This is a genomic window from Stutzerimonas urumqiensis, from assembly GCF_003640395.1.
GTDB classification, from domain to species: Bacteria; Pseudomonadota; Gammaproteobacteria; order Pseudomonadales; family Pseudomonadaceae; genus Stutzerimonas; species Stutzerimonas urumqiensis.
In genome coordinates this window covers 244609-268988 of record NZ_RBZQ01000005.1, presented here as the reverse complement: position 1 = coordinate 268988, position 24380 = coordinate 244609, and the positions used below count along the sequence as shown (strand labels likewise).

21 protein-coding genes and 2 pseudogenes are annotated in these 24380 nt (G+C 65.3%); 14 read left to right on the top strand and 9 right to left on the bottom strand.

The window, feature by feature from the left end:
* The first annotated feature begins 45 nt into the window (after positions 1–45).
* Positions 46–1014, top strand: coding sequence for a GlxA family transcriptional regulator (locus D7325_RS12040; protein WP_120995970.1), 969 nt, complete (start codon positions 46–48; stop codon positions 1012–1014).
* A gap of 62 nt (positions 1015–1076) precedes the next feature.
* Here the strand turns inward: D7325_RS12040 and D7325_RS12035 are convergent, their stop codons facing one another.
* The gene (locus D7325_RS12035) at positions 1077–1475 is read right to left on the bottom strand and encodes a RidA family protein (protein WP_120995969.1); all 399 of its coding nucleotides are present in this window, start codon (positions 1473–1475) and stop codon (positions 1077–1079) included.
* A gap of 137 nt (positions 1476–1612) precedes the next feature.
* Between D7325_RS12035 and D7325_RS12030 the strand changes: the two genes are divergently transcribed.
* From D7325_RS12030 to D7325_RS12020, 3 genes are all read left to right on the top strand, one after another.
* Positions 1613–2530, top strand: coding sequence for a LysR family transcriptional regulator (locus D7325_RS12030; protein WP_120995968.1), 918 nt, complete (start codon positions 1613–1615; stop codon positions 2528–2530).
* A 95-nt stretch (positions 2531–2625) separates the two neighbouring features.
* Positions 2626–3162 carry a DUF4256 domain-containing protein gene (locus D7325_RS12025; RefSeq protein ID WP_120995967.1) on the top strand — a complete coding sequence of 179 codons (537 nt, stop codon included), beginning with the start codon at positions 2626–2628 and terminating at the stop codon, positions 3160–3162.
* Positions 3163–3376: 214 nt separating this feature from the next.
* Positions 3377–3859: a carboxymuconolactone decarboxylase family protein gene (locus D7325_RS12020; RefSeq protein WP_120995966.1), complete on the top strand. Its 483-nt coding sequence runs from the start codon at positions 3377–3379 to the stop codon at positions 3857–3859.
* 11 nt (positions 3860–3870) lie between these two features.
* On the opposite strand, the gene pdxR is transcribed toward D7325_RS12020, so the two are convergent.
* Complete coding sequence (gene pdxR / locus D7325_RS12015; protein ID WP_218565184.1) at positions 3871–5298, bottom strand: MocR-like pyridoxine biosynthesis transcription factor PdxR; 1428 nt, start codon at positions 5296–5298, stop codon at positions 3871–3873.
* 206 nt (positions 5299–5504) lie between these two features.
* On the opposite strand from pdxR, the gene D7325_RS12010 reads away from it, so the two are divergent.
* Positions 5505–6167 (top strand): FMN-dependent NADH-azoreductase, encoded by a 663-nt coding sequence (locus D7325_RS12010; protein ID WP_120995964.1) that lies wholly within the window; start codon positions 5505–5507, stop codon positions 6165–6167.
* A 110-nt stretch (positions 6168–6277) separates the two neighbouring features.
* Here D7325_RS12010 and D7325_RS12005 read toward each other — a convergent pair whose 3' ends face one another.
* The gene (locus D7325_RS12005; protein WP_120995963.1) at positions 6278–7255 is read right to left on the bottom strand and encodes a GlxA family transcriptional regulator; all 978 of its coding nucleotides are present in this window, start codon (positions 7253–7255) and stop codon (positions 6278–6280) included.
* Positions 7256–7362: 107 nt separating this feature from the next.
* Here D7325_RS12005 and D7325_RS12000 point away from each other — a divergent pair, with 107 nt between their 5' ends.
* A complete protein-coding gene (locus D7325_RS12000) occupies positions 7363–7911 on the top strand; it encodes a cysteine hydrolase family protein (protein WP_120995962.1) in 549 nt (182 codons plus the stop codon).
* A gap of 70 nt (positions 7912–7981) precedes the next feature.
* A pseudogene (locus D7325_RS19295) lies at positions 7982–8119 on the top strand (GlxA family transcriptional regulator); the annotation flags it as partial.
* 30 nt (positions 8120–8149) lie between these two features.
* On the opposite strand, the gene D7325_RS11990 reads toward D7325_RS19295, so the two are convergent.
* The 6 genes from D7325_RS11990 to D7325_RS11960 form a co-directional block, all read right to left on the bottom strand.
* The gene (locus tag D7325_RS11990) at positions 8150–10099 is read right to left on the bottom strand and encodes a 2Fe-2S iron-sulfur cluster-binding protein (protein ID WP_120995961.1); all 1950 of its coding nucleotides are present in this window, start codon (positions 10097–10099) and stop codon (positions 8150–8152) included.
* A gap of 55 nt (positions 10100–10154) precedes the next feature.
* Complete coding sequence (locus D7325_RS11985; RefSeq protein WP_120995960.1) at positions 10155–10778, bottom strand: glutathione S-transferase family protein; 624 nt, start codon at positions 10776–10778, stop codon at positions 10155–10157.
* A gap of 123 nt (positions 10779–10901) precedes the next feature.
* A complete protein-coding gene (locus tag D7325_RS11980; protein WP_120995959.1) occupies positions 10902–11804 on the bottom strand; it encodes a LysR family transcriptional regulator in 903 nt (300 codons plus the stop codon).
* A gap of 2 nt (positions 11805–11806) precedes the next feature.
* Positions 11807–12718, bottom strand: coding sequence for a LysR family transcriptional regulator (locus D7325_RS11975; protein WP_120996144.1), 912 nt, complete (start codon positions 12716–12718; stop codon positions 11807–11809).
* A gap of 151 nt (positions 12719–12869) precedes the next feature.
* Entirely contained in the window at positions 12870–14216 is a 1347-nt protein-coding gene (locus tag D7325_RS11970; RefSeq protein WP_120995958.1) for a hemolysin family protein, read from the bottom strand.
* Between the two features lie 605 nt (positions 14217–14821).
* On the bottom strand, positions 14822–15055 hold the full coding sequence (locus D7325_RS11960) for a putative quinol monooxygenase (RefSeq protein ID WP_425452300.1): 234 nt from the start codon (positions 15053–15055) through the stop codon (positions 14822–14824).
* 129 nt (positions 15056–15184) lie between these two features.
* On the opposite strand from D7325_RS11960, the gene D7325_RS11955 reads away from it, so the two are divergent.
* From D7325_RS11955 to D7325_RS11925, 7 genes and pseudogenes are all read left to right on the top strand, one after another.
* Positions 15185–15610 carry a VOC family protein gene (locus D7325_RS11955; protein WP_120995955.1) on the top strand — a complete coding sequence of 142 codons (426 nt, stop codon included), beginning with the start codon at positions 15185–15187 and terminating at the stop codon, positions 15608–15610.
* 124 nt (positions 15611–15734) lie between these two features.
* Positions 15735–16133: a hypothetical protein gene (locus tag D7325_RS11950; RefSeq protein ID WP_120995953.1), complete on the top strand. Its 399-nt coding sequence runs from the start codon at positions 15735–15737 to the stop codon at positions 16131–16133.
* Between the two features lie 543 nt (positions 16134–16676).
* Positions 16677–18685 (top strand): annotated as a pseudogene (locus D7325_RS11945) (class I SAM-dependent DNA methyltransferase).
* A complete protein-coding gene (locus D7325_RS11940) occupies positions 18675–19970 on the top strand; it encodes a restriction endonuclease subunit S (protein WP_120995952.1) in 1296 nt (431 codons plus the stop codon). The pseudogene D7325_RS11945 and the gene D7325_RS11940 overlap by 11 nt, the downstream one beginning before the upstream one ends.
* Positions 19967–22042 carry an AAA family ATPase gene (locus D7325_RS11935; RefSeq protein WP_245962071.1) on the top strand — a complete coding sequence of 692 codons (2076 nt, stop codon included), beginning with the start codon at positions 19967–19969 and terminating at the stop codon, positions 22040–22042. The genes D7325_RS11940 and D7325_RS11935 overlap by 4 nt, the downstream gene beginning before the upstream one ends.
* On the top strand, positions 22039–23346 hold the full coding sequence (locus D7325_RS11930; RefSeq protein WP_120995950.1) for an McrC family protein: 1308 nt from the start codon (positions 22039–22041) through the stop codon (positions 23344–23346). The genes D7325_RS11935 and D7325_RS11930 overlap by 4 nt, the downstream gene beginning before the upstream one ends.
* Positions 23343–24341 carry a Fic family protein gene (locus D7325_RS11925; protein WP_120995949.1) on the top strand — a complete coding sequence of 333 codons (999 nt, stop codon included), beginning with the start codon at positions 23343–23345 and terminating at the stop codon, positions 24339–24341. The genes D7325_RS11930 and D7325_RS11925 overlap by 4 nt, the downstream gene beginning before the upstream one ends.
* The last annotated feature ends 39 nt before the right edge of the window (positions 24342–24380 follow it).

Sequence of the window (24380 nt, the reverse complement as noted above, 5' to 3'; positions counted from 1 at the left end):
AGCGCCATAATGGCCGCAACGGACAGAGTCGATTCATTTCCTGCCATGACTGATTTCATTCGCATCGGGCTGCTGCTGTACCCGGGCTGCATGCCGGCCGGGCTGCTCGCGTTCGCCGATCTTCTGCATGCCGCCAACCGTCGCCTTGGGCGCTCGCGTTTCCAGGTGCGCTACGTCGCGTTGCGGGCGGGGCCGGTCGACTGCACGCACGGCGTGACGCTGGCGGCGACCGGTGCACTGGGCGACACGCCGCTGGACGCGGTGCTGGTACCGGGTTTCTGGGCCGAATCGCCGGCACAGGTGGATGAACTGCTGCTGACCCAGACCGAGCTGATCGCCGTGCTGGCGTCTCGCGGCCGGCGGTGTGGTCTGTGGAGCTATTGCACGGGCGTCGCGTTGCTGGCGGCCAGCGGTCGGCTCGACGGTCAGTCCGCCACCGTGACCTGGTGGCTGGCGGAGCGCATGCGTCAGCGCTTCGCCAAGGTGCACTGGCAGAGCGAGCAGAGCGGCGTGTTCAACGACCGCACCGCGACCGCTTCGGGCGTGAACGGCTACCTGCCTATCGCCCAGCACCTGATCGAGCAGATCGTCGATGCCGAGACGTTTCGCGACCTCGCCAGGCTCATGGTCCTGCCGCGCCCGGCGCTCGCCCATCCGGCGTTCCAGGGCGTGAGCCTGATGGAGCAATCCAGCACGCTGGTGCGGCGGTTGCACGCCCTGGTCGAAGGCCTGCCGGCCGAACAGATCACCGTGTCGATGCTGGCGTCCCGGCTGGGCATGACCGAGCGCACGCTCGCCCGCCGGGTGCGCGACGAAGCCGGCCAGGCCGTCGCCGCCTATGCGCGGCGCATCAAGCTGAACCAGGCCAGCGAGCGCCTGACGCTGACTTCGGCGCCCGTCACCACCATCAGCCTGGAGCTGGGCTTCAGCAGCGACTCGAACCTGCGGCGCATGTTCAAGGCGGTGACGGGGCTGACGCCGGCCGAGTACCGGCAGCGATTCAGCCGGCTGTAGAAGGCCCGCGGATGCGGGCGGGATGTGCGTCGCGCTGCCGGCCTGCGCCCGGCGCCGTTCGCTCAGCTCGCCTCGGGCAGCCGCGCGATCACCTTGATCTCGAACTGGAAGCCATACAGCCAGGTGACACCGATGCCCGTCAGGGTCGGGTAGGGCGCCTCGCCCCAGTACTCGGCCGCCACCGCCCAGGCGCGCTCGAAGTTCGCGTCCGGGTTCACCATGAAGACGGTCACGTCGATGACGTCCTCGAAGCTGGCACCGGCGGCCGCGAGGATCGCGTTGAGGTTCTCGAAGGCGAGCCTCACCTGTGCCTCGAGTTCGGGTTCCGGCGAGCCGTCCTCGCGGCTGCCAACCTGCCCGGAAACGAACAGCAAGCCGTTGGCGCGGATGGCCGGCGAGTATCGGTTGCGTTCGTACAGCGCCTGGCGTCCAGGCGGGAAAACGACGTCGCGCGTAGTCATGGGTTGCCTCCATTGAGAGGGCTCGGCCGGTCGCCGAACCTGCACAGACTCTAGTGAGGCCTCTGCGCTGGATAAACGCGCACGTCCAGCCAACACTGTTTGCATAATCCAAACAATCCCGACCCACTGGAGCCGACATGGACCGTTTCGATGCGATGAAAGCCTTTGCCCGCGTGGTGGAGACCGGCAGCTTCACCAAGGCCGCCAATACCCTGCACATGAGCAAGACGAGCGTGACGCACCTGGTGCAACAGCTCGAGGCGCGGCTGCGGGTCAGGTTGCTCAACCGCACCACGCGCAAGGTCAGGGTCACGGCCGATGGCGCCGCCTATTACGAGCGCGTGGTGCGCCTGCTGGCCGACCTGGACGACGCCGAAACCAGCCTTTCCAGTGCGGCGGCGGCACCGCGCGGGCGATTGAGGGTGGACGTGCCGAGCCCGTTCGCCCGGCTGATCCTGATTCCGGCGTTGCCGGATTTCCATGCGCGCTACCCGGACATCCAGCTCGACATGGGCGTGAGCGATCGCCGGGTCGACCTGATCGACGAGAACGTCGACGGCGTCGTGCGCGGCGGCGAACTCATCGACCAGTCGCTGGTAGCGCGGCACATCGGCGACCTGCGGCTCAGGGTCTATGCCGCGCCGAGCTACCTGGCACGCGCCGGCATGCCGCAGCATCCGCAGGAGCTGGAGGCTGAGCATCACCGTATCGTCGGCTTTCTCTGGGCGCGTGCCGGCAGGGTGCCGCCGTATGCCATGCACCGTGATGGCGAGCGGCTGAACGTGCTGGGCCGCTACGTGCTGGCGGTCGACGATGGCAACGCCTACCTCGCCGCCGGGCTGGCCGGTCTTGGCGCCCTGTGGCTGCCGAACTACATGGCCGCGCCCCATCTGGCAACGGGCGAACTGGTGCCCCTGTTCGCTGACTGGCAGCTCGATCCGATGCCGATGTACGTGGCCTATCGGCCTAACCGGCATGTCAGCGCCACGCTGCGCGTGTTCATCGATTGGGTCGCCGGGCTGATGGCGGAGCAGGCGCCGGTCGGGGGCCGGTGACCGGCTTCGCTCCGGTGCTAGGCTCGTTGTCTGTCCCGGCGAGCGGCCTGTCGAATCGGGCCGAGGGACGCACCCACCGCAACGGAGAGGACGGCATGAACGAGAACGACCTGCTCGAGACATTGAGGGCGCGCTTCGAAACCCACGGGCATCGGCATGAAGGAGTCGATTGGGCCGATGTGCACGCCCGGCTGGACGCCTCGCCGGAAAAGCGCCGCGCCCTCGCCGAGATGGAGCGGACCGGCGGCGAGCCGGATGTGGTGTCGTTCGACGACGACAACGGATCGCTGGTTTTCATGGACTGCTCCGCCGAGAGCCCGGCCGGGCGTCGAAGCCTCTGCTACGACGCACAGGCGCTCGCGTCGCGCAAGGAGAACAAACCCGCCCATTCGGCGATCGGCCTGGCGGCCGAGCTGGGCATCGAACTCCTGACCGAAGCGCAGTACCGGCACCTGCAGACACTCGGCCGCTTCGATACCAAGACCTCCAGCTGGATCCAGACGCCGCCCGCCATCCGCCAGCTCGGTGGCGCGCTCTTCTGCGACCGCCGCTACGACTGCGTCTTCGTCTATCACAACGGGGCGCAGTCCTACTACGCGGCGAGGGGCTTCCGTGGGTTGCTGAGGGTTTAGCGGCTTATCGCGACGGAGCGCAGTCTGGCGCCTGCCGTCGCATGGCCGACGGCGTTTCTGCTGCCTCGAGACCTGCCTTCATGGCCCAGTCGAAAGCGCCGATCTTGGCTCTGTGTCGTACGGCATGCCTTGACTAGAGTTCGTTTCGCCAGGCCTCGGTTGTTCTGCGGTGCAGACGGGCCGATTTCATCCATTCGACATGAGCCAGACGACCATGAGCCAACGCTTCGATTACTTCGCCCTGTCCCCTGAGGCTTCGAGCAAGCTGGGGGAGCTTTCCGTGCTCCTGACCAAGAAAACCCCTTTTCTTGCGGAGATGGCCCATCTGATCACGCTTCGGGCGTCGCAAATGAATGGCTGCGCGTTCTGCGTGGACATCCATGTCAAGGAAGCCAAGATCCACGGCGAGCGCGAGCTGCGCCTCCATCACGTCGCGGTCTGGCGCGAGTCGACGCTGTTTTCACCGCGTGAACGGGCCGCCCTGGAATGGACGGAAGCCTTGACCCAGCTGTCGCCGCATGGGGTGTCCGATGCGCTTTACGCCAGCGTGCGCGAGCAGTTTTCCGAGCAGGAACTGTCGGACCTGACGTTCCTGGTGGTGTCGATCAATGGCTGGAATCGCCTGAGCGTGGCGGCCCGCGCCGTCCCGGGCAGCGCCGACAAGCGAATCGGGCTGACCGAGGCCAACCTCAGCTGAGGCCTGTGCGCTCACAGCGCCTGGCGGATCAGTGCGCCCAGCCGTTGCGCCTGCTCCGCCGAGGCGCAGTTGGTAAAACTCATCAGCAGGGCCGATTCGCCGCTGTCGCCCGCCCGCCAGCGTGACAGCGGTTGGACGGCGAAGCCTTCTGCCAGGAGCTGGTCGGCCAGGGGACGGTCGGTGCAGTCACCGGGCAGGCGCAGCACCAGGTGCATGCCGCCGGGAGCGGGCTGCACCCGCAGCCGCCCCGCCAGGCCTCGTTCGAGTGCGGCGATGGTGGCGGCGCGGCGCTCGGCATACAGGCGACGCATCCGCTGGATGTGGCGTGCGAAGTGCCCCTCGGCGATGAAGTCCGCCACCAGCGCCTGGGTCATCGTCGGCGTGGAGGCGGCGAACAGCGCACGCCCCGTCCGCTCGAAGGCCGCTACCTGCGCCGCCGGCACGACCAGATAGGCGAGGCGAATCCCCGGATACAGCACCTTGCTGAACGTGCCCGCATAGAGCACCCGGCCATTGCGGTCCAGGCTGGCGAGCGCCGGCAGGGGGCGGCTGGCGTAGCGGTACTCGCCGTCGTAGTCGTCCTCCACGATCCAGGCGTCATGGCGTGCGGCCCAGTCGAGCAATGCCTGCCGGCGCGGCAGCGACATCGACACCGAAAGCGGGCTCTGGTGCGCGGGCGTGACCACCGCCACCTGCGCATCGGGCGCCCGCGACACCCCCTGCTCGACGTTAATGCCCTGCGCATCGACCGTGACCGCCACCGGCTCGATACCGAACTGGCGAAGAATCTGCCGGGCCGGCGGATAGCCAGGGTCCTCCACCCAGCCATGCCCGCCCGGGCGGAGCAATGTATGGGCGACGTGCAGCAGGCTGTGGCGCCAGCCGCTGGTGACGAAAACCTGGTGAGCCGCGCAGTCGATACCGCGTGCGACCTGCAGGTACGACGCGATGGCGCTTCGCAGCGCCGGTAGGCCATGGGGCGGCGGATAGTCGAGGTCGGCCGGACGCATTCCGCGAAGGTAGCGGGCACCCAACCTCGCCCAGATCTTGCGGGGGAAGGCATCCATTGCCGGCACGCCCATCTGGAAGGGCAGCAGCTCCTGAGGTCGCCACAAGAGGTCTGGCGCCTCCTGCGCCGGCGGCGTCTCGGTCGGCGGTGCGAGGGACGACGTCGCGAGCTGCAAGGCCGGATTGACCACCGTGCCCGCCTGCCCACGGGCAACCAGAAAGCCTTCGCTGGCCAGCAGCGAGTAGCCCAGCTCGACGGTGCCGCGGGCGACCCCGAGCTCCTTGGCCAGCGCCCGGGCCGAGGGCAGCCGATCGCCCGGCCCCAGCGTGCCCGCCGCGATCGCCGCGCGAATGCGGTCGTAAAGCTGCCGATAGAGCGGAGCGCCCGCATCGGTGAGTGCCGTGGAGATGAAGGGTGACGGTCGGTTCATGGCCCAGTCCATAAGTCCGTTCATGGTCCGATCCATTGTGGCATCCGTGGCCTAGCATGCACGCATGAAGGCACCGAGCTGCCGGTTGAGATGCCGTATGCCGCCGTCCGCTCCACCCGGAGCCCGCACGCGCAGACCACGGCGTTTCAGGCCGCTCAGCGCTGCCGCGACTTTTCCCGATACCCATCGCTCACGGAACCACCGCCATGACGACCCCGCACCCCCTTCGCGTTCTTCGGCTTGCGGCCAGCCCGCGGGGCGCCGAGTCGGAAAGCCTGCGCCTGTCCGAACACATCCTGGATGCGCTGTCTGCGCAGAGCGGCCATCGGCGCCTCGAGCTGTCGAGCGTCGACCTGAACGACGTGCCCCCTGTCGACGGCGGCTATGCGCGGATGCTCGCCTCGCCGAGGGGCGCCGGCGTGCCCCATCCGGGCGACTCGCTTCATCGCTCCGACAGGCTGATCGATCAACTCGACAGGGCGGACATCCTCGTCATCGCCACGCCGATGCACAACTACAGCGTTCCGTCGTCATTGAAGGCCTGGATCGATCACGTCGTGCGCATACAGCGCACCTTCGAGAGCACCCCGCAGGGCAAACGAGGGTTGCTGCGCGACCGCCCCGTATATGTGGCCGTTTCGTCCGGTGGCTACATCAGCGGGCCCCGGGCGCGCCAGCCCGACTTCCTGCGCCCCTACCTCCAGGCCGCCCTGGCGACGGTGGGTTTGAACAGCCTGCACTGCTTCACCCTCGAGGGGACCGCTCTCGGGGACGACGCCCTGACCGAGGCCCGGCGACGTGCCTTCGCGATGGTCGCCGAATACTTCGGCCGTTCGCCATCCGAAGCGCGGTTGCCGATGCCGGGCTAGCCGGCGCCCTGTTCGGACGGCGAGTGGCGGTTAACCCGCGCTTTCCAGGCCTTTCAGCAGCGCCTCGTGAAAGACCTCCGGTGCTTCAACCGTCCCGGTTTCGGAGGGGGCTAGGAGGGGGCGCTGAAACGCCGTCGATACTCGCCGGGCGTTAGCCCGACGATGCGCGCGAAGACCTTTCGGAACGCGCCCGGATCGCCATAGCCAACCTCCCAGGCGATCCGCTCGATCGGAAGCCGGCCCGCTTGAAGCATCTCCCTGGCGCGGCCCACGCGCAGTCGCTGGCAATACTCGGTCGTGGTCATGCCGGTCGCTTTCTGGAAGCGGCGCAGAAAGGTGCGCTCCTCCATGCCGGCGCGCTGGGCCAGTTCGGCCAGGGCCACGCCTTTGGCGCCTGTCTCGTGCAGCCAGCGCTGAACGGCCAGCACGGCGTGATCGCCATGCGCCAACCGTGGGGCAAAGGCGCTGTAGTAGCGCTGCTGGCGTCCCGGCGGATCGACCAGCAGCATCTGGGCGGTGTCGATCATGACCGAGGCACCGAGGTACCGATCCACCAGCCGCAGGCCTAGATCGGTCCAGGCCATGACACCGCCGGCGGTGATGATGTCGTCGGCGTCGATGAGGAGCTGGTCCACATCCAGCCGCACGTCGGCGAAGCGCTCGGCGAATGGCTCGACGTAGTGCCAGTGCGTCGTGATGGTGCGGCCGGACAGCAAGCCGGTTTCGCCAAGCAGGAACGCGCCGGCACACACGGAGGCGAGCGTGACGCCATTCTCGTGCTGCTCACGCAGCCACGCTGTGTAAGGTGCCGCTGCGCTCGCGCCGATCGGCTCTTCCAGGCTGGGCGGAAGTATCAACACGGCCGGCGTCGTGGCCATGCCGGGCAGCGAATCCTGGATGCGCACCGGCGCTTCGGTGGGGCTCTGCTTCCGCCAATGGCTGATGCGCAGCGCCGGAGCTGTCGGCCCGGCTCGCTCGTTGGCGATCCGTTGCGCAATCGCGAACAGATCGGTCAGGCCGAGTACCGTCGCCAGCTGCGCACCGGGATAAAGCAGTATCCCTATCTCGATGACCGGTCTGTCTGTCATGTGTCGATACAACCCCTGAAGATGTCGATCCCGCCACTTCGCGCCCGGCGCCCGATGGCCAATGATGGCGTCACCCGTTCAGAGACACCATCACCAGGGAGTCAGCCATGAGCAAGCGTGCATTGGTCGTAATCGACCTTCAAAACGAATACCTACCCACGGGCAACCTGCCCCTGACCGGCATCGAGGCCGCCGTCGCCAACGCGGTGAAGGTGATTGCCGACTCGCGCGCCAAGGGCATCCCGGTCATCCATGTCCGGCATGAGTCCGTCCACGGCGGCAGGCCGGTGTTCGTTCCGGGCACGCCAAATGTCGAGATCCAGTCTGCCGTCGCGCCGCAGCAAGGCGAGCCGGTCATCGTCAAGAACTACCCGAACTCGTTCCGTGAAACGGCGCTCGCGCAGTTGCTCGACGAACGCGGCGTCGAAGACGTCGTGATCGTCGGTGCGATGAGCCACATGTGCGTCGATGCCGGGGTTCGTGCCGCTGCGGATCTCGGCTATGCGGTAACCGTGCTGCACGACGCCTGCGCGACGCTGGACCTGGAATTCGAAGGTGTGCAGGTGCCGGCGGCTCAGGTGCATGCGGCCATGATGGCGGCTTTGAAGTTTGGCTACGCTAACGTGATCTCGACCGAAGCCTATCTGGCTGCCTAGACCGTCCGTCCCATGCTGCTCCGGCCTGCGCCTGTGCGCGGGCCTCTTGCCCGAGATTTCCTGCGGTCACTTCCGCCCGGGTGTGCGCTACGTCGCTGACGGCAATGCCGTCAGCTCGGCCGGAACGGTCGCCGCCATCGACTATTGTATGCATCTGCTGCGCCAACGGCGCGGAGCGGACGCGGCGAACCGTATGCCGGCGATGGTCGCGGGCAGTTCGTCACGGTATGCCAGGTCCTTAGAGATCGATCGCGAGCGGTTCGGTATTCGCGGTCGGGCGGGCACTGCACAGGAGGATCTTGCCCGTCGGGGCCGAGATGCCGAGCGGGTAGGACACCTCGCCGCGCAGCAACGAACAGGCGCACTCGCCGCAGCTTCCGCTACGGCATCCGTAGGAAGGGCGCAGTCCGGCGCCTTCGGCCGTCTCCAGCACGCTTTCGCCCGGCTGCCAGTGGGCGACCACGTCCGAGCGGGCGAACCGCACGGCTATCGGACGCTCGGCCACCGGTGCGTCATGCGTCGGCTCCAGGGCCGAGGGACCGAACGCCTCGGTATGGACCTGTGCGGGTGAGAGGCCCAGCGCCAGGGCGTCCTGGTGGTAGCGCTGCACGAAGGCGGCGGGCCCGCAGAGATAGAGCTGCACGTCCGACAGTGTCTGCCCCGCGAGAACCTGTTCCAGCGAAACCCGTCCAGCGGTCCAGCCGTCGGGAAGCGGTTCGGCCGCTCCGGTGACGTGGCGTTTCAGGCGCAGCCCTCGGGTCCTGAGCGCGAGCAATTCCGCGGCGAACGGCGCTTCGACGACCGTGCGCACGCTCTGGATCAGAGTCACCGGGCCACGGCCGGCGCCGGTCAACTCATGGGCCAGGCTCAGAATGGGCGTGATGCCGATACCGCCGCCCAGGAGCACCCAGTGCGCCCGGTCCGGGGCGCCGGCGGTGAAGGAGCCGGCCGGTCTGCTGACGACCAGTTCGGAGCCGACCTGCAATGCCCGATGCAGGTAGCGAGAGCCTTCGCCGTCGGCCTTGATGCTGACGCGATAGCCTGTCTCGCGGCGGCTGCCGGACAGGGTGTAGCTGCGCACCAGCGGCGTCCCGTCCAGACGAGGCACGTGCAGGGTGATGAATTGCCCGGCTTCGAAGGAGGCCAGCGCATCGCCGTGCAGATGGAAGGAGCGGATGTCGGGCGTCTCCTGCATCACAGCCGCCACGCGGACCGGCTGCAAAGACGATGGGTTCAGTGGCTGCCAAGGCCCCTGTGGCTCCGCTTCGGCCGCGACGGCGCCGGCATGGCTGCGCCAGCGCAAGGCGCCCGGTCGCCAGAGCAGATGGCGCGGTGTCAGGCACCAGTAGCGCTCCGCGCCGGGATAGCGCCCCCCGGCGTATCGCTCGTCCACTGGGCGCGCCTCGCCCGTGAGGTGCAGCAGGTCGCCGCTGGCGAAGTCCGGTATGACCAGCGCCGCGCGACCGCTCTCCAGGACGTTGCCCAGGGTGTTGAAGAAGCGGTTGCCGGCGAAGTCGGGCAGGATCAGGTCCGGGCCCTGACGCCGGATGAACCCCGGTAGGCCCCCGCGGTGGGACGCATCGACCTCGACGCCACGCTCGGTACGCGCATAGCTGCCGACGAACGCCGTCAGTGCCCGATCGATATGCGCGAGCGCCGGTTCGGGCAGCGCATCGAGCGTGGCGTCGCGAATGTCCAGCACCGGGCCGGGTCGCACGTCCACCGGCTCCATCGTCGACCAGTCGTGGATGTACTTCGGGCAATTGCCGAAGGCGTGGACCACCTCCAGCTGCCATCGACCTGCGGCGCCCTGCAACACGCCGTTGACCCGGTTACGGCGACGGGTCGGCAGCTCGATGCCGAGCAGCCCCAGGCTGGCGCCGTGCCGCAGCAGCGGGGCCAGGGGATCGGTCGGTGCGGGCGACACATTCAGTGCGAGGTGTCGCTCGTCGGGTGTGTGGACGAAGCCGGGCGTCCCTTCGAGAAGGCCGATCCAGGGCCATTCGTCCGCGTCCACCGCCGCCACCGCGACGAAGGGCAGCTGAGGAAAGAAGTGTTGCAGCTGCGGTGTCAGGAAGGGCCGCAGCACCCGGCGGCCGAGGTCCGCCATCTGCTGGTCCACCCCCACGAGGCGTTGCAGGGCACGCTCGCCTTCATGCCAGGGCAGGGCCGTGGTCAGGTCGTTCACGTCGACTCCTCGCGGGGATCGCCCGCATCGATGCGTCAGGTCGCTGGGGATCGGCTCAGCGCATCAGGCCTACCCGGGTCACGCCCATCGGTACGAAGCCTTCCAGCGCTTCGATGCGGCGCAGCCAGGCGCGCAGATGGGCGTAGGGTTCCAGCGAAACGTTGCCCTCCGGCGCATGGGCGATGTAGCTGTACAGGGACACCTCGGCGAGCGTGGCCTGATCGCCGGCGAGGAAGGGCTGGCTCGCCAGGTGCGCGTCGATGAACTGGAACAGCCTGTGAGCCGCGGCAATCAACGGCTCCGGATCGAACGGCGCGCCGAAGACCGTGACCAGCCGCGCCTTCATCGCCGAGTTCGCCAGCGGACCGGCGGCGACGGAGAACCAGCGCTGCACCTGCGCCTGGGTGAGCGGGTCGTGCGGCAGCCAGCGACCGTTGCCGTAGCGGCGCTCGAGGTAGACCAGGATGGCGTTGGAGTCCGCCAGGAGGGTGCCCTGGTCATCGAGTACCGGCACCTGTCCGAGGGCGTTCAGCTTCAGGAAGCCGGGCGTCTTGTGCTCGCCGGCGGCCAGGTCCACATCGATGAAGGTGGCCGGCAGGCCGAGCAGGGACAGCATGAGCTCGATGCGATGGCAGTGGCCGGAAAGCGCGTGGCGATAAACCTTGATGGGGTTGGACATGCGTGGCTCCTTTTGGACGGGGTGAGCTTCACGGCGGTGAAGCGACGTCACCTATCCTGCGCAAAGTGAAGCACTGCAAGAATGGCCATCGCGATCAAAAGAAAATTGCCACAGCTGAAATAATCAGCCGACCAATTGATCACGCAGCCAGGGTGTCGCCAGGTCCAGAAAGGCCCTGACGCTGGCCGGAGCCCGCAGGCCGAGGTGATAGGTCAGGGCCAGCGGCTGGGGCGGCGGCCAGAGCGGTTCGGCGACGGGTTCGAGCAGGCCATGCGCACAGGCGTTGCGCGCCTCCAGCCCGTAACAGCGCACGATGCCCGCACCCTCGATGGCCGCCCGCAACGCCGCCGCGCTGGCATTGACGCTGAGCCGCGGCTCGAAGCGAAGGCAGTGCCCACCGGCCAGCTGCCACATCGGTGCCTGCCCTTCGCGCGGGCAGTGGACGAGCGCATGGCCGGCCAGCTCGTTCAGGCCCTGGGGATGCCCGGTCCGGCTCAGGTAACCGGGGCTGGCGAACAGGCCGATGCGCAGCGCGCCCACGGGCCGGGCATAGAGGGAGGGCGGCAGCGGGCCGGGCATCAGGCGCAGGTGCGGCGGCGCGTCGATCAGGCTCGGATGCTCGTCGGTCAGCAGCTGGATTCCGAGCGCGGGATGGGCGTCTTGCAGGCGCAGCACCAAGGGCACCAGCAGCGGCACCAGCAAGGCCTGGGGCGCCTGCACGCGCAAGGTGCCGTCGAGTCCGCGGTGCTCCTGACGGGCGCTGGTTTCGGCATCGGCCACCGCGTGGAGCAGCGCCTGAGCGTGTCTGTGCAGCCGCTCGCCTGCGTCGGTCAGCGTCATGCCACGGGCTGACGCCTCGACCAGCGCGATACCCAGGCGCTGCTCCTGCATGCGAAGCAGGCGGTTGAGGCGCGGCGCCGACAGGCCGATGGCAGCTGCGGCGGCTTGCACGCTGCCGTGCCTGGCCACGGCAGCCAACGCCACCAGGGCCTCGAAGTGCAGCGACGATTCCGGAGTCGGCACCATCGTCAGTTTCGATACGCCAGCGCCGGCTCGGCACGCAGCCGCTCGGCCAGGAAGTCGACGAAGGTTCGGACGCTGGCAGCTCGCCCCCGGCCCGCCGTCACCCAGATGTTGATGGGAAAGGCCGGCGGCTCGAAATCCTTCAGGACACGTCGCACACGGCCTTCGGCTTCGCTCGCGGCCGTCTGGTACGACAGCAGCCGGGTAAAGCCGGCGCCTGCTTCGACGGCGGCCAGCGCGGCGTGGTTGGCGCTGATGCGCAGCCGTGGCGATGGCGTCACCTCGATACGCTTGCCCTGTTCCTCGAACCCCCATTGGCCGCCCAGATGGCCGCCGTCGGCGACCACCGTCGGCAGGTGCGCCAGTTCGCGCGGGTGCGTCGGCTCGGCATGTCGGGCCAGCCAATCGGGACTCGCGCACACCACCTGCCGCACCTCGCCAACGCGGAGGGTCAGGTGCTGGCAACCTTCGGGGACGTGGCCGATGCGCACCGCCACGTCGATGCCTTCCTCTTGAAGATTGACCGGCCGATCGATCAGCTCGGCGCGAACCTGCACCTCGGGATACCGCGCCAGGTATTCGACGATCCGGGGGGTGACGAAGTATTCGCCGAACAGCACCGGCGCCGTCACATGGAGCAGACCGCGTGGCGTCAGGTGACTGCCGGTGGCGGCGGCTTCGGCCTCAGACAGCTGCGCGAGTACCTGCTGCGCGTCCTCCAGATAACGGCGTCCGGCTTCCGTGAGCCGCACCTGGCGCGTGGTCCGCTGCAACAGGGCGACGCCCAGGCGCGCTTCGAGCGCCGCGACCGCCCGCGTCACGCGGGGCGGGGACAGCCTCAGTTGCCGGGCGGCGACCGAAAAGCTCTGCAACTGCGCCACGGCAGCGAACACGCGCATCTCTTCGAATCTGTCCACGTACAGCTCCAGCAAGGGTTCCGAGGTTGCCGGTGCGGCGGCCAAAGGCCCGTTCGGTGGGCCACCAGCCAGGGCGACAAGCGCCGCCATTGGCAGCCCCGGCCGGCCTATCTCATCAGGCCGAGCCGAGAGGGCGCAAGGCTGGCTGGTGCTAGTGCGGTTCCGCTGGTCCCGGCTCTTCGCCGGTACGCGGCGGCGCGTCCGTGAGTTCGTCGTCCGCTGGCGCCGGCGTCGCGAGCACCTTGTCGATCCGCTTGCCGTCCATGTCGATGACCTCGAAAACCCAGCCGTCCCATTGCACGCGATCGCTGGTGGCGGGCATTCGACCGAGCAGCAGCATGACCATGCCGGAGACGGTGTGATAGCGCCCCTTGTCCTCTTCGGGCACGGACTTGAGCGCCAGGCAGTCTTTCATCTCCGGGATCGGGATCGCGCCGTCGAGCAGCCAGGAGCCGTCGTGCCGCTGTACGGCCCAGGCATCGTCGGCATTGACGGGCGTGAATTCGCCGGTCACCGCCTCGAGAACGTCCTGAAGCGTGACGATGCCCTCCAGCTCGCCGTACTCGTCGATGACGAACGCCATCTGCATGCCGCTGGCACGGAACTGGTCCAGCAGCTCCAGTCCGGTGAGCGTTTCCGGCACGTACACGCAGTGCAGCAGCTGCTTGGTGAAGTCGGGTTTCTGCCCTTTGGCCAAGCGGTTAAAGGCCTGCTTGGCATGAATGACGCCGAGCAGGTTGTCCAGCCCACCATCGCAAACCGGGAAGCGGGAATATTCGGAGTCGATCATCACCTGGATGTTCTGCTCCGGCGTCCTGCGCACGTCTAGGTAGACCAGCTCCGAACGCGGCACCATCAGCGAGCCGAGCTTGCGGTCATCCAGACGGAAGACGTTGCGCACCATCTCGTGCTGATGTTGCTCGATGACGCCAGCCTCGGAGCCTTCTTCGAGCATGGCGTGGATCTCTTCCTCCGTGACGATGGAGGTGCCGGTCTGGCGAACGCCCATCACCCGCAGGAGGGTGTGGGTCGACCAGGCCAGCAGCGCCACGAACGGCCGGGTCAGAAAAGAAAGCGTCACCATCGGCCGGGCGACCAGACGGGCTATGGCCTCCGGGTTGAGCTGCCCGATTCGCTTGGGTACCAGCTCGCCGATGACGATGGAGACGTAGGTGATCACGATCACCACGCCCGCGGTCGCGCCTACGCTGGCGGTGGCGGTCGGCACGCCGAGGGTTTGCAGCCAGTTGGCCAAGGGCTCGGCAAGAACGGCCTCGCCGACGATTCCGTTAAGGATGCCGATGGACGTGATGCCGATCTGGATGGTCGACAGAAACGTGGTCGGGTCCTCGCCGAGCTTGAGCGCGACCGCTGCGGCGGAATCGCCATCGGCGGCGAGCCTCGTCAGCCGGGCCTTTCTGGCGGCCACCAGGGCGATTTCCGACATGGCGAACAGGCCATTAAGGACGATCAGCAGACCCAGCGCGAAAAATTCCAATCCAGTTCTCCTGCGTGCCTTCGCACGCTAAGCATGTGTTCGTGACAATCGAAGAGCGTCATCGCGGGGCCAACCGGCGCCGTTTCGGCGGCGTCTTGCGTGCGGGGGCTGCGGTCGATCGCTCGGCACTGATCGAGCGCGCCACGCGGCGGGCGATCGCGAACGATCCGGTCATGACTCGGCACGTCTCGATGACCTCGAAAAGCGCATGGCCGGGCTCGGTCGCCGGACGGCGGCATGCTGTCTACACAGGATCGTCTGGCAGCTGGCCTGCCGGCCGGGGCGGAAGCGACTCGGTGGCGACAAGCAGGGGGGCGGCAGCTCCGCCCGAGGCGCGTCGAGGGCGCTAGCAGGGAGCGGACTTCAGCGTACGGACCTTCTTTCGGGAAGGAGGGACAACTGGGAGGTTCCGATGAGGTTGGCATGCGAGAGGCGTTTGAACGTCGTGAGCGGCAGATGATAGCCATGACCGCCCGACTGAGCGGCAGGCATCTTATTACAAGCCGTGTTCGGGTCCCGCGTCTTGCGCCGCTGGCCGGCGACCTCCGGGTATCCGTCAGTGATGACGCCGCCTGGCCCGAGTGCTCCGGCGCCGGTTGCTAACGTTAGCGCGCCGGATTCAGCAGCGCGACGTCCGCCTCGATGACCTCCTGCCCGACGATCAGGGGCTCTACCTGTGGCCGACTGGCCAGGAAGTGCGCCGTCTGCATGTGCGCATCCAGCGCCGCTTCGTCGACATAGACCTCGTAGAGCCAGACCAGATTCTCGTCGCTGCGGTCGAGCAGGACATCGAAGCACAGGCAGCCAGCCTGGCTCGTCGCGCACCGACGCGGCGGCATTGGTGCGCATGGCGGACAGGAACGCTGCGCGGCTCCCCGGCTTAGGACGGGTCTTTAGCAGAGTGCTGTACATGGCTTACTCCTTGTGGCTTAAATTCGCGCAGATTGTATACACAATGGAGTAATCGAATGACCAAACGACCGGGCCGACTCAACGGGCTGCGCCACCTGGCATTGCTGGTGCCCAATCTGGAGGAGTGCGAGCGCTTCTACGTCGACGTGCTGGGCATGGAGGTGCTGCACCGGGCGAACGAGGACCTCGTCTACCTGACCTGCGGCAACGACAACCTATCGCTCGGCCGTGCCCAGGTGCCGGCCAGAGGCGAGCAGGCTGTCGACCATTACGGCTTCATCGTCGACAGCGTCGAAGAACTCGACGCCTGGTACGCCTACTTCAAGGCCCTCGGCATCACCCTGCTGGACCGACCCTTCGACCACGGCGATGGCGCGCGCAGCTTCCATCTGCTCGACCCGGCCGGTAACAAGATCCAGCCGCTGTTCCATCCTGCGGTGTCGGGTCAGCGCTTCAGCCGTGCAACGTCCCGGCCCGAATGAGGTTCGGTGAAGCCATCGATGCGCGGGTAGCGGCCGAAGCGGATGGGTTTTTCACCTGGCGGGTGTGGGATGGCTACGGAATGCCAGCTCCCCTCGAACTTGGCCAGCAGCCAGGTGGTGATCAATGGCGCAGTGCCTCCGGCCAGTGCGGCGCGAGCTGGTAGCCCAGAGTGATACGGGTGTAGCGCACTCGAGTAGAGAAGATTTCGGACGACAGGGTCCCGAGCACAGCGGTCACCGGCGCCTAAAGAGCACCGAAACCAACCAGAGTGGCGAGCGAGATCCCCCAGATACTTTGGGTATCCAGCAGCTTGAAATAAGGCACGACATACAGGGCGATGCCGAGGATGCCGGCGATGTATACCTGTTTGCGGCCGATTTTGTCGGCAGTCACCCCATCACGGGAATCATCAGCGAGGCAACCAGCGCTCCGATCATCACGGCGTTCAGCGCCATCACTTTTTCAAGGTGCGCAACCGATTTGCCTCAAACGATATTAGTGCTGCCGGCCTTCAATGCCTGACTTCCTGGTCGGGTTATTAGGCATCTGAGCCGGCGTCGGATCGTTGCTTAGTTAAAGCGCATATCTTCTTGCCCTTGAGTAGGGCAATTCCATGTAACTGGCTTGTGAATCGGCGTTTCACGCTCAGGCTATAAGCTGCGGCTGGGAAGGATGAGCAGGGTTATGGAAGGCCTGTTGAGCATTCTGAGGTTCGACCCGGAAAGTTTACATGTTTAGATATACAGCCTTAGAAACCGCTCAGCGCACCCCATACAGCCACTAGCCTAAGCCGAGGGCTGCAGTGCTGGCCGTTGGTTTCTTCTCTTATGCAGCGTGCCTAGCGGGTAAGACAGGCAAAGATTTATTGCCAACTTTAGCCGCGCAAACGCAAAGGGTAAGGTGGCGGCTTCGAAGCATGGCAGGCCTGTAGTTCCAGGGATGGCCCTCCGCTCTTACTCGTTCAGTCAGTACAGATCTACGCACCATCCCTTCGGTCCGCTTAAAGTCGTATCACAAGTTATTTACCGGCGTTTCTACTGGATGGAAGCGCACGAGGAGTTACGCATGACAGATTTGGCCACGTTGTCTCGGGCATTGCTTGCGGTCGTTCCCGCCGATGGCAGCAGCATCGGCAATCAAACGCTGCTATCGCGCCTGCAAGGCCAGTTCGCTGGGTTGAGTGAGGGGCAGTTCCGCGCTGCTCGTGATGAGCTGATAGCACAGGGAGCATTGCGCAAAGGGCGCGGGCGCGGCGGTTCCGTATCCCGCGCTTCGATCACTAGCTTCAGCCTAGCGGACCAGGCTCTAGACAACGCGCGCAAACGTCGCGAGGAGGGCATGGCTGAGGCGCCGGCAAGCTATCCGGGACAAGCTGCAACCAAGGCCAAACCCGCCAAGCCGCAGCCTGCTACCAGCCTCGCAGCGATGGAGAAAACCCTCTGGGCCACTGCCGACAAGCTGCGCGCCAACATGGATGCCGCCGAGTACAAGCACATCGTGCTGGGGCTGATCTTCCTCAAGTACATCTCCGACAGCTTCGCCGCACGCCGTGCCGAACTGGAGCGGCGGTTCGCCGACGAGCAGGACGACTACTACCTGGACGGCGACGCGGAGATGCTCGCCGCCGAGCTGGAAGATCGCGATTACTACCGCGAAGTGAACGTCTTCTGGGTGCCGGAAGCGGCCCGCTGGGAAGCCCTGCGCGCCAATGCCAAGCAGGCCGACATCGGCAAGCGCATCGACGATGCCCTGGCCGCGATCGAAGCGGAAAACCCCAGGCTCAAGAACATCCTCGACAAGCGCTACGCCCGAGCCCAATTGCCGGACGGCAAGCTTGGCGAGCTGATCGATCTGATCTCCACCATCGGCTTCGGAGGCGACGCCAACAAGGCCCGCGACCTGCTCGGGCAGGTGTACGAATACTTCCTCGGCCAGTTCGCCAGCGCCGAGGGCAAGAAGGGCGGGCAGTTCTACACGCCCGCCAGCATCGTCAAGACGCTGGTCGCCGTGCTCAACCCGCACGTCGGTAAGGTCTACGACCCCTGCTGCGGCTCGGGCGGCATGTTCGTGCAGTCGGAGAAATTCATCGAGGCCCACGGCGGCAAGTTGGGGGACGTGTCCATCTACGGGCAGGAATCCAACCCCACCACCTGGCGCCTGGCGGCCATGAACCTGGCGATCCGCGGCATTGACTTCAACCTCGGCAAGGAGCCGGCCGACACCTTCGTACGCAACCAGCACCCGGATCTGCGCGCCGACTTCATCCTAGCCAACCCACCGTTCAATATCAGCGACTGGTGGCACGGCAGCCTCGAAGGCGACCCGCGCTGGGCCTACGGCACACCGCCGGCCGGCAACGCCAACTACGCCTGGCTGCAACACATGCTCTACCACCTGGCGCCCAACGGCCGTGCCGGCATCGTGCTGGCGAACGGCTCGATGAGTTCCAGCCAGAACAGCGAGGGCGAGATTCGCAAGGCGATGGTCGAGGCCGACGTGGTGGAGGTGATGATCGCGCTGCCCGGCCAGCTGTTCTTCAACACCCAGATCCCCGCCTGCCTGTGGTTCCTGCGCAAGAACAAACAACTCCCCTCTCCCCCCGGAGAGGGGCTGGGGGTGAGGGCGGGGGTGAGGGCGAGGGCACATCCCGCGCCGGCGAGGTGCTGTTCATAGATGCCCGCAAACTCGGCACCTCGGTCAGCCGCGTACAGATCGAACTCACAGATGTCGATATCGACCGCATCGCCCAAACCGTCGCCGCCTGGCGTGGCGAGCCGCTGGACACCCCCTCTCCCCTCGGGGGAGAGGGCCGGGGTGAGGGGCAACAAGCCCTGCCCGAGTACCAGGACATCCCCGGCTTCTGCCGCAGCGTAACCCTGGCCGAAATTGCCGAGCACGGGCATGTGCTGACGCCGGGCCGCTATGTCGGCGCCGAAGCGGTGGAGGATGACGACGAAGCCTTTGCCGAGAAGATGCAGCGGCTCACCACGCAATTGGGCGAGCAGATGCGGAAGGGGGCGGAGCTGGATCAGTTGATTCGGCAGAAGCTGGGGGGGCTGGGGTATGAGTTCTGAGTGGACCTCTGCACCACTAGAAGAATGCCTAGACGCACTGATCGACTACCGCGGCAAAACACCAGCGAAAACCAGTTCGGGGATTCCACTCATTACCGCGAAAATCATCAAAGGCGGTCGAATCGAGACACCGACTGAATTTATTGCGATAGACAACTACGACTCATGGATGCGCCGTGGAGTTCCATTGGAAGGGGACGTGGTGCTTACTGTTGAGGCACCTCTGGGGGAAGCTGCCCAATTGGGGCCTGAGAAGGTTGCTCTTGCTCAGCGCGTAGTTACTTTGCGAGGCAAAAAAGGGGTGCTGGATAACACTTACCTTTTGTATTTGCTGCAGACAGAGGAAATGCTTGATCAACTGAGAGCTCGGGCAACTGGTACAACTGTTGTTGGAATCAAGCAAAGCGAGTTGCGTAAGGTTCGGGTCTCACTACCGCCCGTTGATCAGCAGAAAGCTGGCGCTCGGATCCTTAAGACTCTCGACGACCGCATCACCCTGCTACGCGAAACCAACGCCACCCTGGAAGCCATCGCCCAGGCGCTGTTCAAATCCTGGTTCGTCGATTTCGACCCCGTGCGCGCCAAGGCCCAAGGCCGCCAGCCGGAAGGCATGGACGCCACCACCGCCGCCCTGTTCCCCGATAGCTTCGAAGAGTCCGGGCTGGGGTTGGTGCCGAAGGGGTGGAGCTTTCACACTCTTGCGGACGCGTATGAAATAAATCCCGTCCGTAAACTCAGGAAAGGTGAGAGAGCCCCGTATGTCGACATGGCGAGTGTCGGTACGCAGGGCCATACGGTTCATGGCTCGACTGACCGAGAGATGGGCTCGGGTAGCAAGTTCGTCAACGGCGACACCTTGCTCGCACGAATCACGCCCTGTCTTGAAAATGGCAAAACCGCATTCGTTGATTTTCTAAGAGCTGGCCAAGTTGGTTGGGGCTCAACCGAATTTGTCGTTTTGCGGCCAAAGGAGCCTTTGCCTGCGTATCACGGGTATCTGCTATCACGTCATCCTGCCTTCCGTGATCATGCGATTCAGAGCATGTCAGGTACCAGCGGACGGCAGCGTATCCAGAACGACGTTCTCGGTCGTTACCTTGTGGTCGTACCAACTGCCGAGGTGGCTAACGTGTTCGCTGAACTAGTGGACGTCGTGCAGCAGAAAATTGCCGCTAATCACGCCCAAGCCCAAGCCCTCACCCAACTGCGCGACACGCTCCTGCCCCGGCTGATCTCCGGTCGGATAGGGCTTTTCCCCAGCGCTGAATCCAAGGAAGCCAAATGAACCAGGACGTCGTAAAGCAATTCAAGGCTTGGATGCTCAACTCGGGAAAGACCGTTAATACTGCCAATAGCTATGTTTCAGCTTTGAACATGGTCAGCAAACACTACGGGCAGGACGTATTCCTGGTTAACAACCTTGACGTACTGCACCAGATCTACGGCCACTATGGTCCCGGCGGGCAGTTTTCTGAAATCGGAGATGCGACGCAGAATCGTCCAAACATTCATGCCGGGCTGAAGCAATGGCTTAGTTATCAACAAGCGCTACAGGCTGATGGCCCGGTTGTGGCGGACGAGGCCGTGGGCGCTGCGCCTAGGCAGCCCGAAAACCAGCCACTCAATCAGATACTGTTCGGCCCGCCTGGCACTGGCAAGACGTTCGCCACGATTGATACGGCGCTTGAGATTCTTGACCCTGCTTTTCTGGCCGAGCATCGCAAAGATCGCCGCGCACTCAAGAACCGATTCGATGCCTTCGCCAAGGTCGGTCAGGTGCGGTTAGTCACCTTCCACCAGAGCTTCAGCTACGAGGACTTCGTGGAAGGGTTGCGCGCCGAAACCGGCGATGAAGGCCAGTTGGCCTACAACGTCGAACCCGGAGTGTTCAAGCGCATCTGCGACGACGCCCGCACCCATGGGACGCAGCCGGACGCAGGCGTGCGCAGCAACCCGCGCATCTGGAAGATCTCCATCAACGGCACCGGCGCGTCGGCAACCAAAAGCTATTGCCTGGAGCACGGCGAGGCGCGCATAGGCTGGGGCGAGACCGGTGATCTTCGCGACAAACCGGCGCTGACCGAGTATTACGAACGCCTGGGCGCAGGGGACAAGGGCACCCTGCAATACTTCTCGGAGGGTATCAGCGTCGGCGATGTGCTGCTGTGCATCCACTCGGCCGACGAGATCGGCGCGGTCGGGGTGGTGACCGGTGACTATCGCTATGAGCAACAGGTGCCGGCCGGGGTCATTGGCGACTATCAGCACGTGCGCCCGGTGAACTGGGTGTACCGCGACGTGTACCAGCCAATCCAGCCGCTCAACGACAATCGCCAGTTCACGCTGAAAACCGTTTATCACCTGGCGCGTTTCAGCTGGGCGGATCTGGTGAGCTACCTGGACAAGCAGGGGGTGAAGCCGGTACGGCCGGTGGCACCGGAAGCCGCCGAACGCAAGCCCCATGTGCTGATCATCGATGAAATCAACCGGGGCAACGTATCCCGTATCTTCGGTGAGCTCATCACGCTGATCGAGCCCAGCAAACGCGCGGGGGCAGACGAGGCGCTGAGCGTCGAACTGCCGTATTCGAAGAAGCCGTTCAGCGTGCCGGACAACGTCTACCTGATCGGCACGATGAACACCGCCGACCGCTCGTTGGCTGGGCTGGATATCGCGCTGCGCCGTCGTTTCGTATTTCGCGAGATGCCGCCACAGCCGGATCTGCTCGAGGGTTGCACAGTGGCCGGGGTGGATATCGGTCGGCTGCTGGAGGTGATGAACCAGCGCATCGAATTGCTGCTCGACCGTGATCACTGCCTGGGCCATGCCTACTTCATGCCGCTGGTCAACGATCCGCGCCTTGAGCGGCTGGCGGACATCTTTCGTAACCAGGTGTTGCCGTTGCTTCAGGAGTACTTCTTCGAGGATTGGCAGCGCATCCAGTGGGTGTTGAATGACCATCGCAAGGCTGCATCGGACTGTTTCGTGTACCAGAGAAAGCTCGATACGGCTGCGCTTCTGGGCCCAGCGGTAGACCTGCCAGCACACAGCCTGCCCTGGTGCGTCAATGAGGAAGCGTTCGAGCGGCCAGAAGCTTACCGCGGCATCACCGATGCAGAGTCGGTTCTGCAGGAATCCGCTGAGGAGCAGGTCGAATACGACGGTTGCACCGTCAAACGGCTGGTGTCCGGGTCTATCCAGGTGTGGCGGGCAGGCAAGTGTGAGCCGGTCACCAAGCCAGCCCTGCGCGAGCTGGCTGCCAAGCTGTGCGTCGAGCTTGTCAACGCACAGGGCGCACCGCTGACTACCCGACAGTTGGGCGCGCGCGTGATCGCGGCCATAGGCGAACAGGGTTGAACGACATCATCACCGTCCGCGAATACGCCCGGCTGACGACCGACCCGGTCGAAGCAGGCTCGCTGGACCGTGCCCGGGTGCCGCAGAGCGCCTTCGACTATCTGTGCGAACTCAGCGTCTCGTTCAGCCGTGGCGGCGCCTCGGTGCTGGTGCAGCAGGACGGCAGCCGGGCGCTGAAGCTGGACAGCTATGTTGGCGTGATCGAAACGCCCTGCGGCACGCGGCTGGAAATCCTGCCCAAGCACACCGAGCGCGACGGCTGCCGGGAAGAGAGCCGCACGCTGTTGCAGCGGATGATCCAGGCCGCGCTGCGATTGCCGAATCGCAAGGTAGGCGCGGCGGACCTGCAGCTGTTCGACGCGCCGTTGTCCGAATGGGTGATGCGCCAGTTTCTCGAGGCGCTGGATTATCTGGTCAAGCGTGGGTTGCGTTTCGACTACCAGCGGGTTGAGGAAGAACAGCGCTTTCTGCGCGGGCAACTGAATGTGGTGGGGCAGATGCGCCAGCCCCCCGGTCGCCAGCACCATTTCCAGATTCGCCACGATATCCTTCTGCCGGACCGGCCCGAGAACCGCTTGCTCAAGCGGGCGCTGGAGAAGGTTTGCCAGAGCACGCAGGAGCCGGGCAACTGGCGCCTGGGGCACGAATTGCGCAGCCTGTTGCAGGAGATTCCGGCCAGTCGTGACCTGCGGCAGGACTTCAACAAGTGGCGCAACGACAGGCTGATGGCCCATTACGCGCCGGTAAGGCCCTGGTGCGAACTCATCCTCGGCGAGCAGTCGCCATTGTCGGTGACGGGCGACTGGCGGGGTATCAGCCTGCTGTTCCCCATGGAGCGGTTGTTCGAGCAATACGTGGAGGTTCTGTTGCGGGCGGAGTTGCCTGCCGGTGCCCAGCTGTTGCCGCAGCGCCGGAGCAAGTACCTCTGCACGCATGATACGGATGACTTCTTCCAGCTCCGGCCCGACCTGTTGCTCAAAGACGGCGAACAGACCTGGGTCCTGGATACCAAGTGGAAGCTGCTCAACGCGGGAGATCGCAAGAACCACTACGGCCTGAGCCAGGCTGATTTCTACCAGCTGTTTGCCTACGGGCATCGCTACCTGCCGGGCGAAGGCGAGCTGGTACTGATCTATCCCTCGACCGAGCGCTTTCGCGCGCCGCTCGAACCCTTTGTCTTCGAGCAAGGCAAGCTGACGCTCTGGGTCGTGCCGTTCGAGCTGGAGGAGGGTCGCCTGGAGTTGACGAGCAGCGTCGCGGGTAAGCCGGAGTTGGCTACGCTGTTTTCGGAGGCCTGCGCATGACGGGATACCAGCCACCCCTGACGCTGACAGCCACCATGTTGGCGTGCGTCGCGGAAATCGGCGAGTTGGTCGGGCGGCTTTCAGCCAGGCATGAGGCGGCGCTGACACCGAAGCTTCGCCGCGGCAACCGCATCCGCACCATTCAGGCGTCGCTGGCCATCGAGAACAACACCCTGAGCGTTGAACAGGTGACGGCCGTCATCGATGGCAAGCCAGTGCTGGGGCCACCGCGCGAAATCCAGGAAGTCCGCAATGCGTTTGCCGCCTATGAGGCGATGCCAGGCTGGGAGCCAACTCGACGCGAACACCTGTTGCAGGCCCACGAGTTGCTCATGCGGGGACTGATTGATGACGCTGGCCGGTTGCGTAGCGGTGGCGTGGGTATCTACCGTGGCGAGCGGTTATTGCACCTGGCACCGCCTGCAAGCCGAATACCGCAGTTGGTCGACGACCTGTTGGGCTGGTTGGCGGAGACAGACCTGCATCCGCTGATCGCCAGTTGCGTCTTCCATTACGAATTCGCATTCATCCATCCTTTCGCCGATGGCAAAGAGCGCATGGGGCGGCTCTGGCAAACGCTATTGCTCAGCCGCTGGAGGCCGGTGCTCGCCTGGTTGCCCGTAGAAAGCGTCATCCGGGATCGGCAGGACGAATATTACGCAGCGCTGGCGGAGGCGGACCGTCTGGCCGAGGCTACGCCGTTCGCGCTGTTTATGCTGGCTGCGCTCCATGACGCGCTGCAGATCGGTCTGCGATCGGAAGCAGGTACGGAAAAAAGTGCGGAACAAGGTTCGGAAGAACGTTCGGCTAGAGGCTCGAGCGAGCGGTTACTCGAGTTGCTGAAGCAGGGGCCCGAACTGAGTGCCCGGCAAGCGGCGCAACGGCTGGGCTTGTCGTCGCGGGCGGTCGAGAAGCAATTGGCGAAACTGAAAGCCGCCGGACGGTTGCGGCGAGTAGGCGCGAACAAGGGTGGGCACTGGCAGGTATTGGATTGATCGGGCCAGGCCGATAGGGATAGGCGCCGCTGTGGCGGC

Coding starts and splice junctions, on each gene's coding strand:
- D7325_RS12040 (WP_120995970.1), top strand. CDS start 46: ATGACTGATTTCATTCGCATCGGGCTGCTGCTGTACCCGGGCTGCATG.
- D7325_RS12035 (WP_120995969.1), bottom strand. CDS start 1,475: ATGACTACGCGCGACGTCGTTTTCCCGCCTGGACGCCAGGCGCTGTAC.
- D7325_RS12030 (WP_120995968.1), top strand. CDS start 1,613: ATGGACCGTTTCGATGCGATGAAAGCCTTTGCCCGCGTGGTGGAGACC.
- D7325_RS12025 (WP_120995967.1), top strand. CDS start 2,626: ATGAACGAGAACGACCTGCTCGAGACATTGAGGGCGCGCTTCGAAACC.
- D7325_RS12020 (WP_120995966.1), top strand. CDS start 3,377: ATGAGCCAACGCTTCGATTACTTCGCCCTGTCCCCTGAGGCTTCGAGC.
- pdxR (WP_218565184.1), bottom strand. CDS start 5,298: ATGAACCGACCGTCACCCTTCATCTCCACGGCACTCACCGATGCGGGC.
- D7325_RS12010 (WP_120995964.1), top strand. CDS start 5,505: ATGACGACCCCGCACCCCCTTCGCGTTCTTCGGCTTGCGGCCAGCCCG.
- D7325_RS12005 (WP_120995963.1), bottom strand. CDS start 7,255: ATGACAGACAGACCGGTCATCGAGATAGGGATACTGCTTTATCCCGGT.
- D7325_RS12000 (WP_120995962.1), top strand. CDS start 7,363: ATGAGCAAGCGTGCATTGGTCGTAATCGACCTTCAAAACGAATACCTA.
- D7325_RS11985 (WP_120995960.1), bottom strand. CDS start 10,778: ATGTCCAACCCCATCAAGGTTTATCGCCACGCGCTTTCCGGCCACTGC.
- D7325_RS11980 (WP_120995959.1), bottom strand. CDS start 11,804: ATGGTGCCGACTCCGGAATCGTCGCTGCACTTCGAGGCCCTGGTGGCG.
- D7325_RS11960 (WP_425452300.1), bottom strand. CDS start 15,055: ATGCCGCCGCGTCGGTGCGCGACGAGCCAGGCTGGCTGCCTGTGCTTC.
- D7325_RS11955 (WP_120995955.1), top strand. CDS start 15,185: ATGACCAAACGACCGGGCCGACTCAACGGGCTGCGCCACCTGGCATTG.
- D7325_RS11950 (WP_120995953.1), top strand. CDS start 15,735: ATGGCGCAGTGCCTCCGGCCAGTGCGGCGCGAGCTGGTAGCCCAGAGT.
- D7325_RS11940 (WP_120995952.1), top strand. CDS start 18,675: ATGAGTTCTGAGTGGACCTCTGCACCACTAGAAGAATGCCTAGACGCA.
- D7325_RS11935 (WP_245962071.1), top strand. CDS start 19,967: ATGAACCAGGACGTCGTAAAGCAATTCAAGGCTTGGATGCTCAACTCG.
- D7325_RS11925 (WP_120995949.1), top strand. CDS start 23,343: ATGACGGGATACCAGCCACCCCTGACGCTGACAGCCACCATGTTGGCG.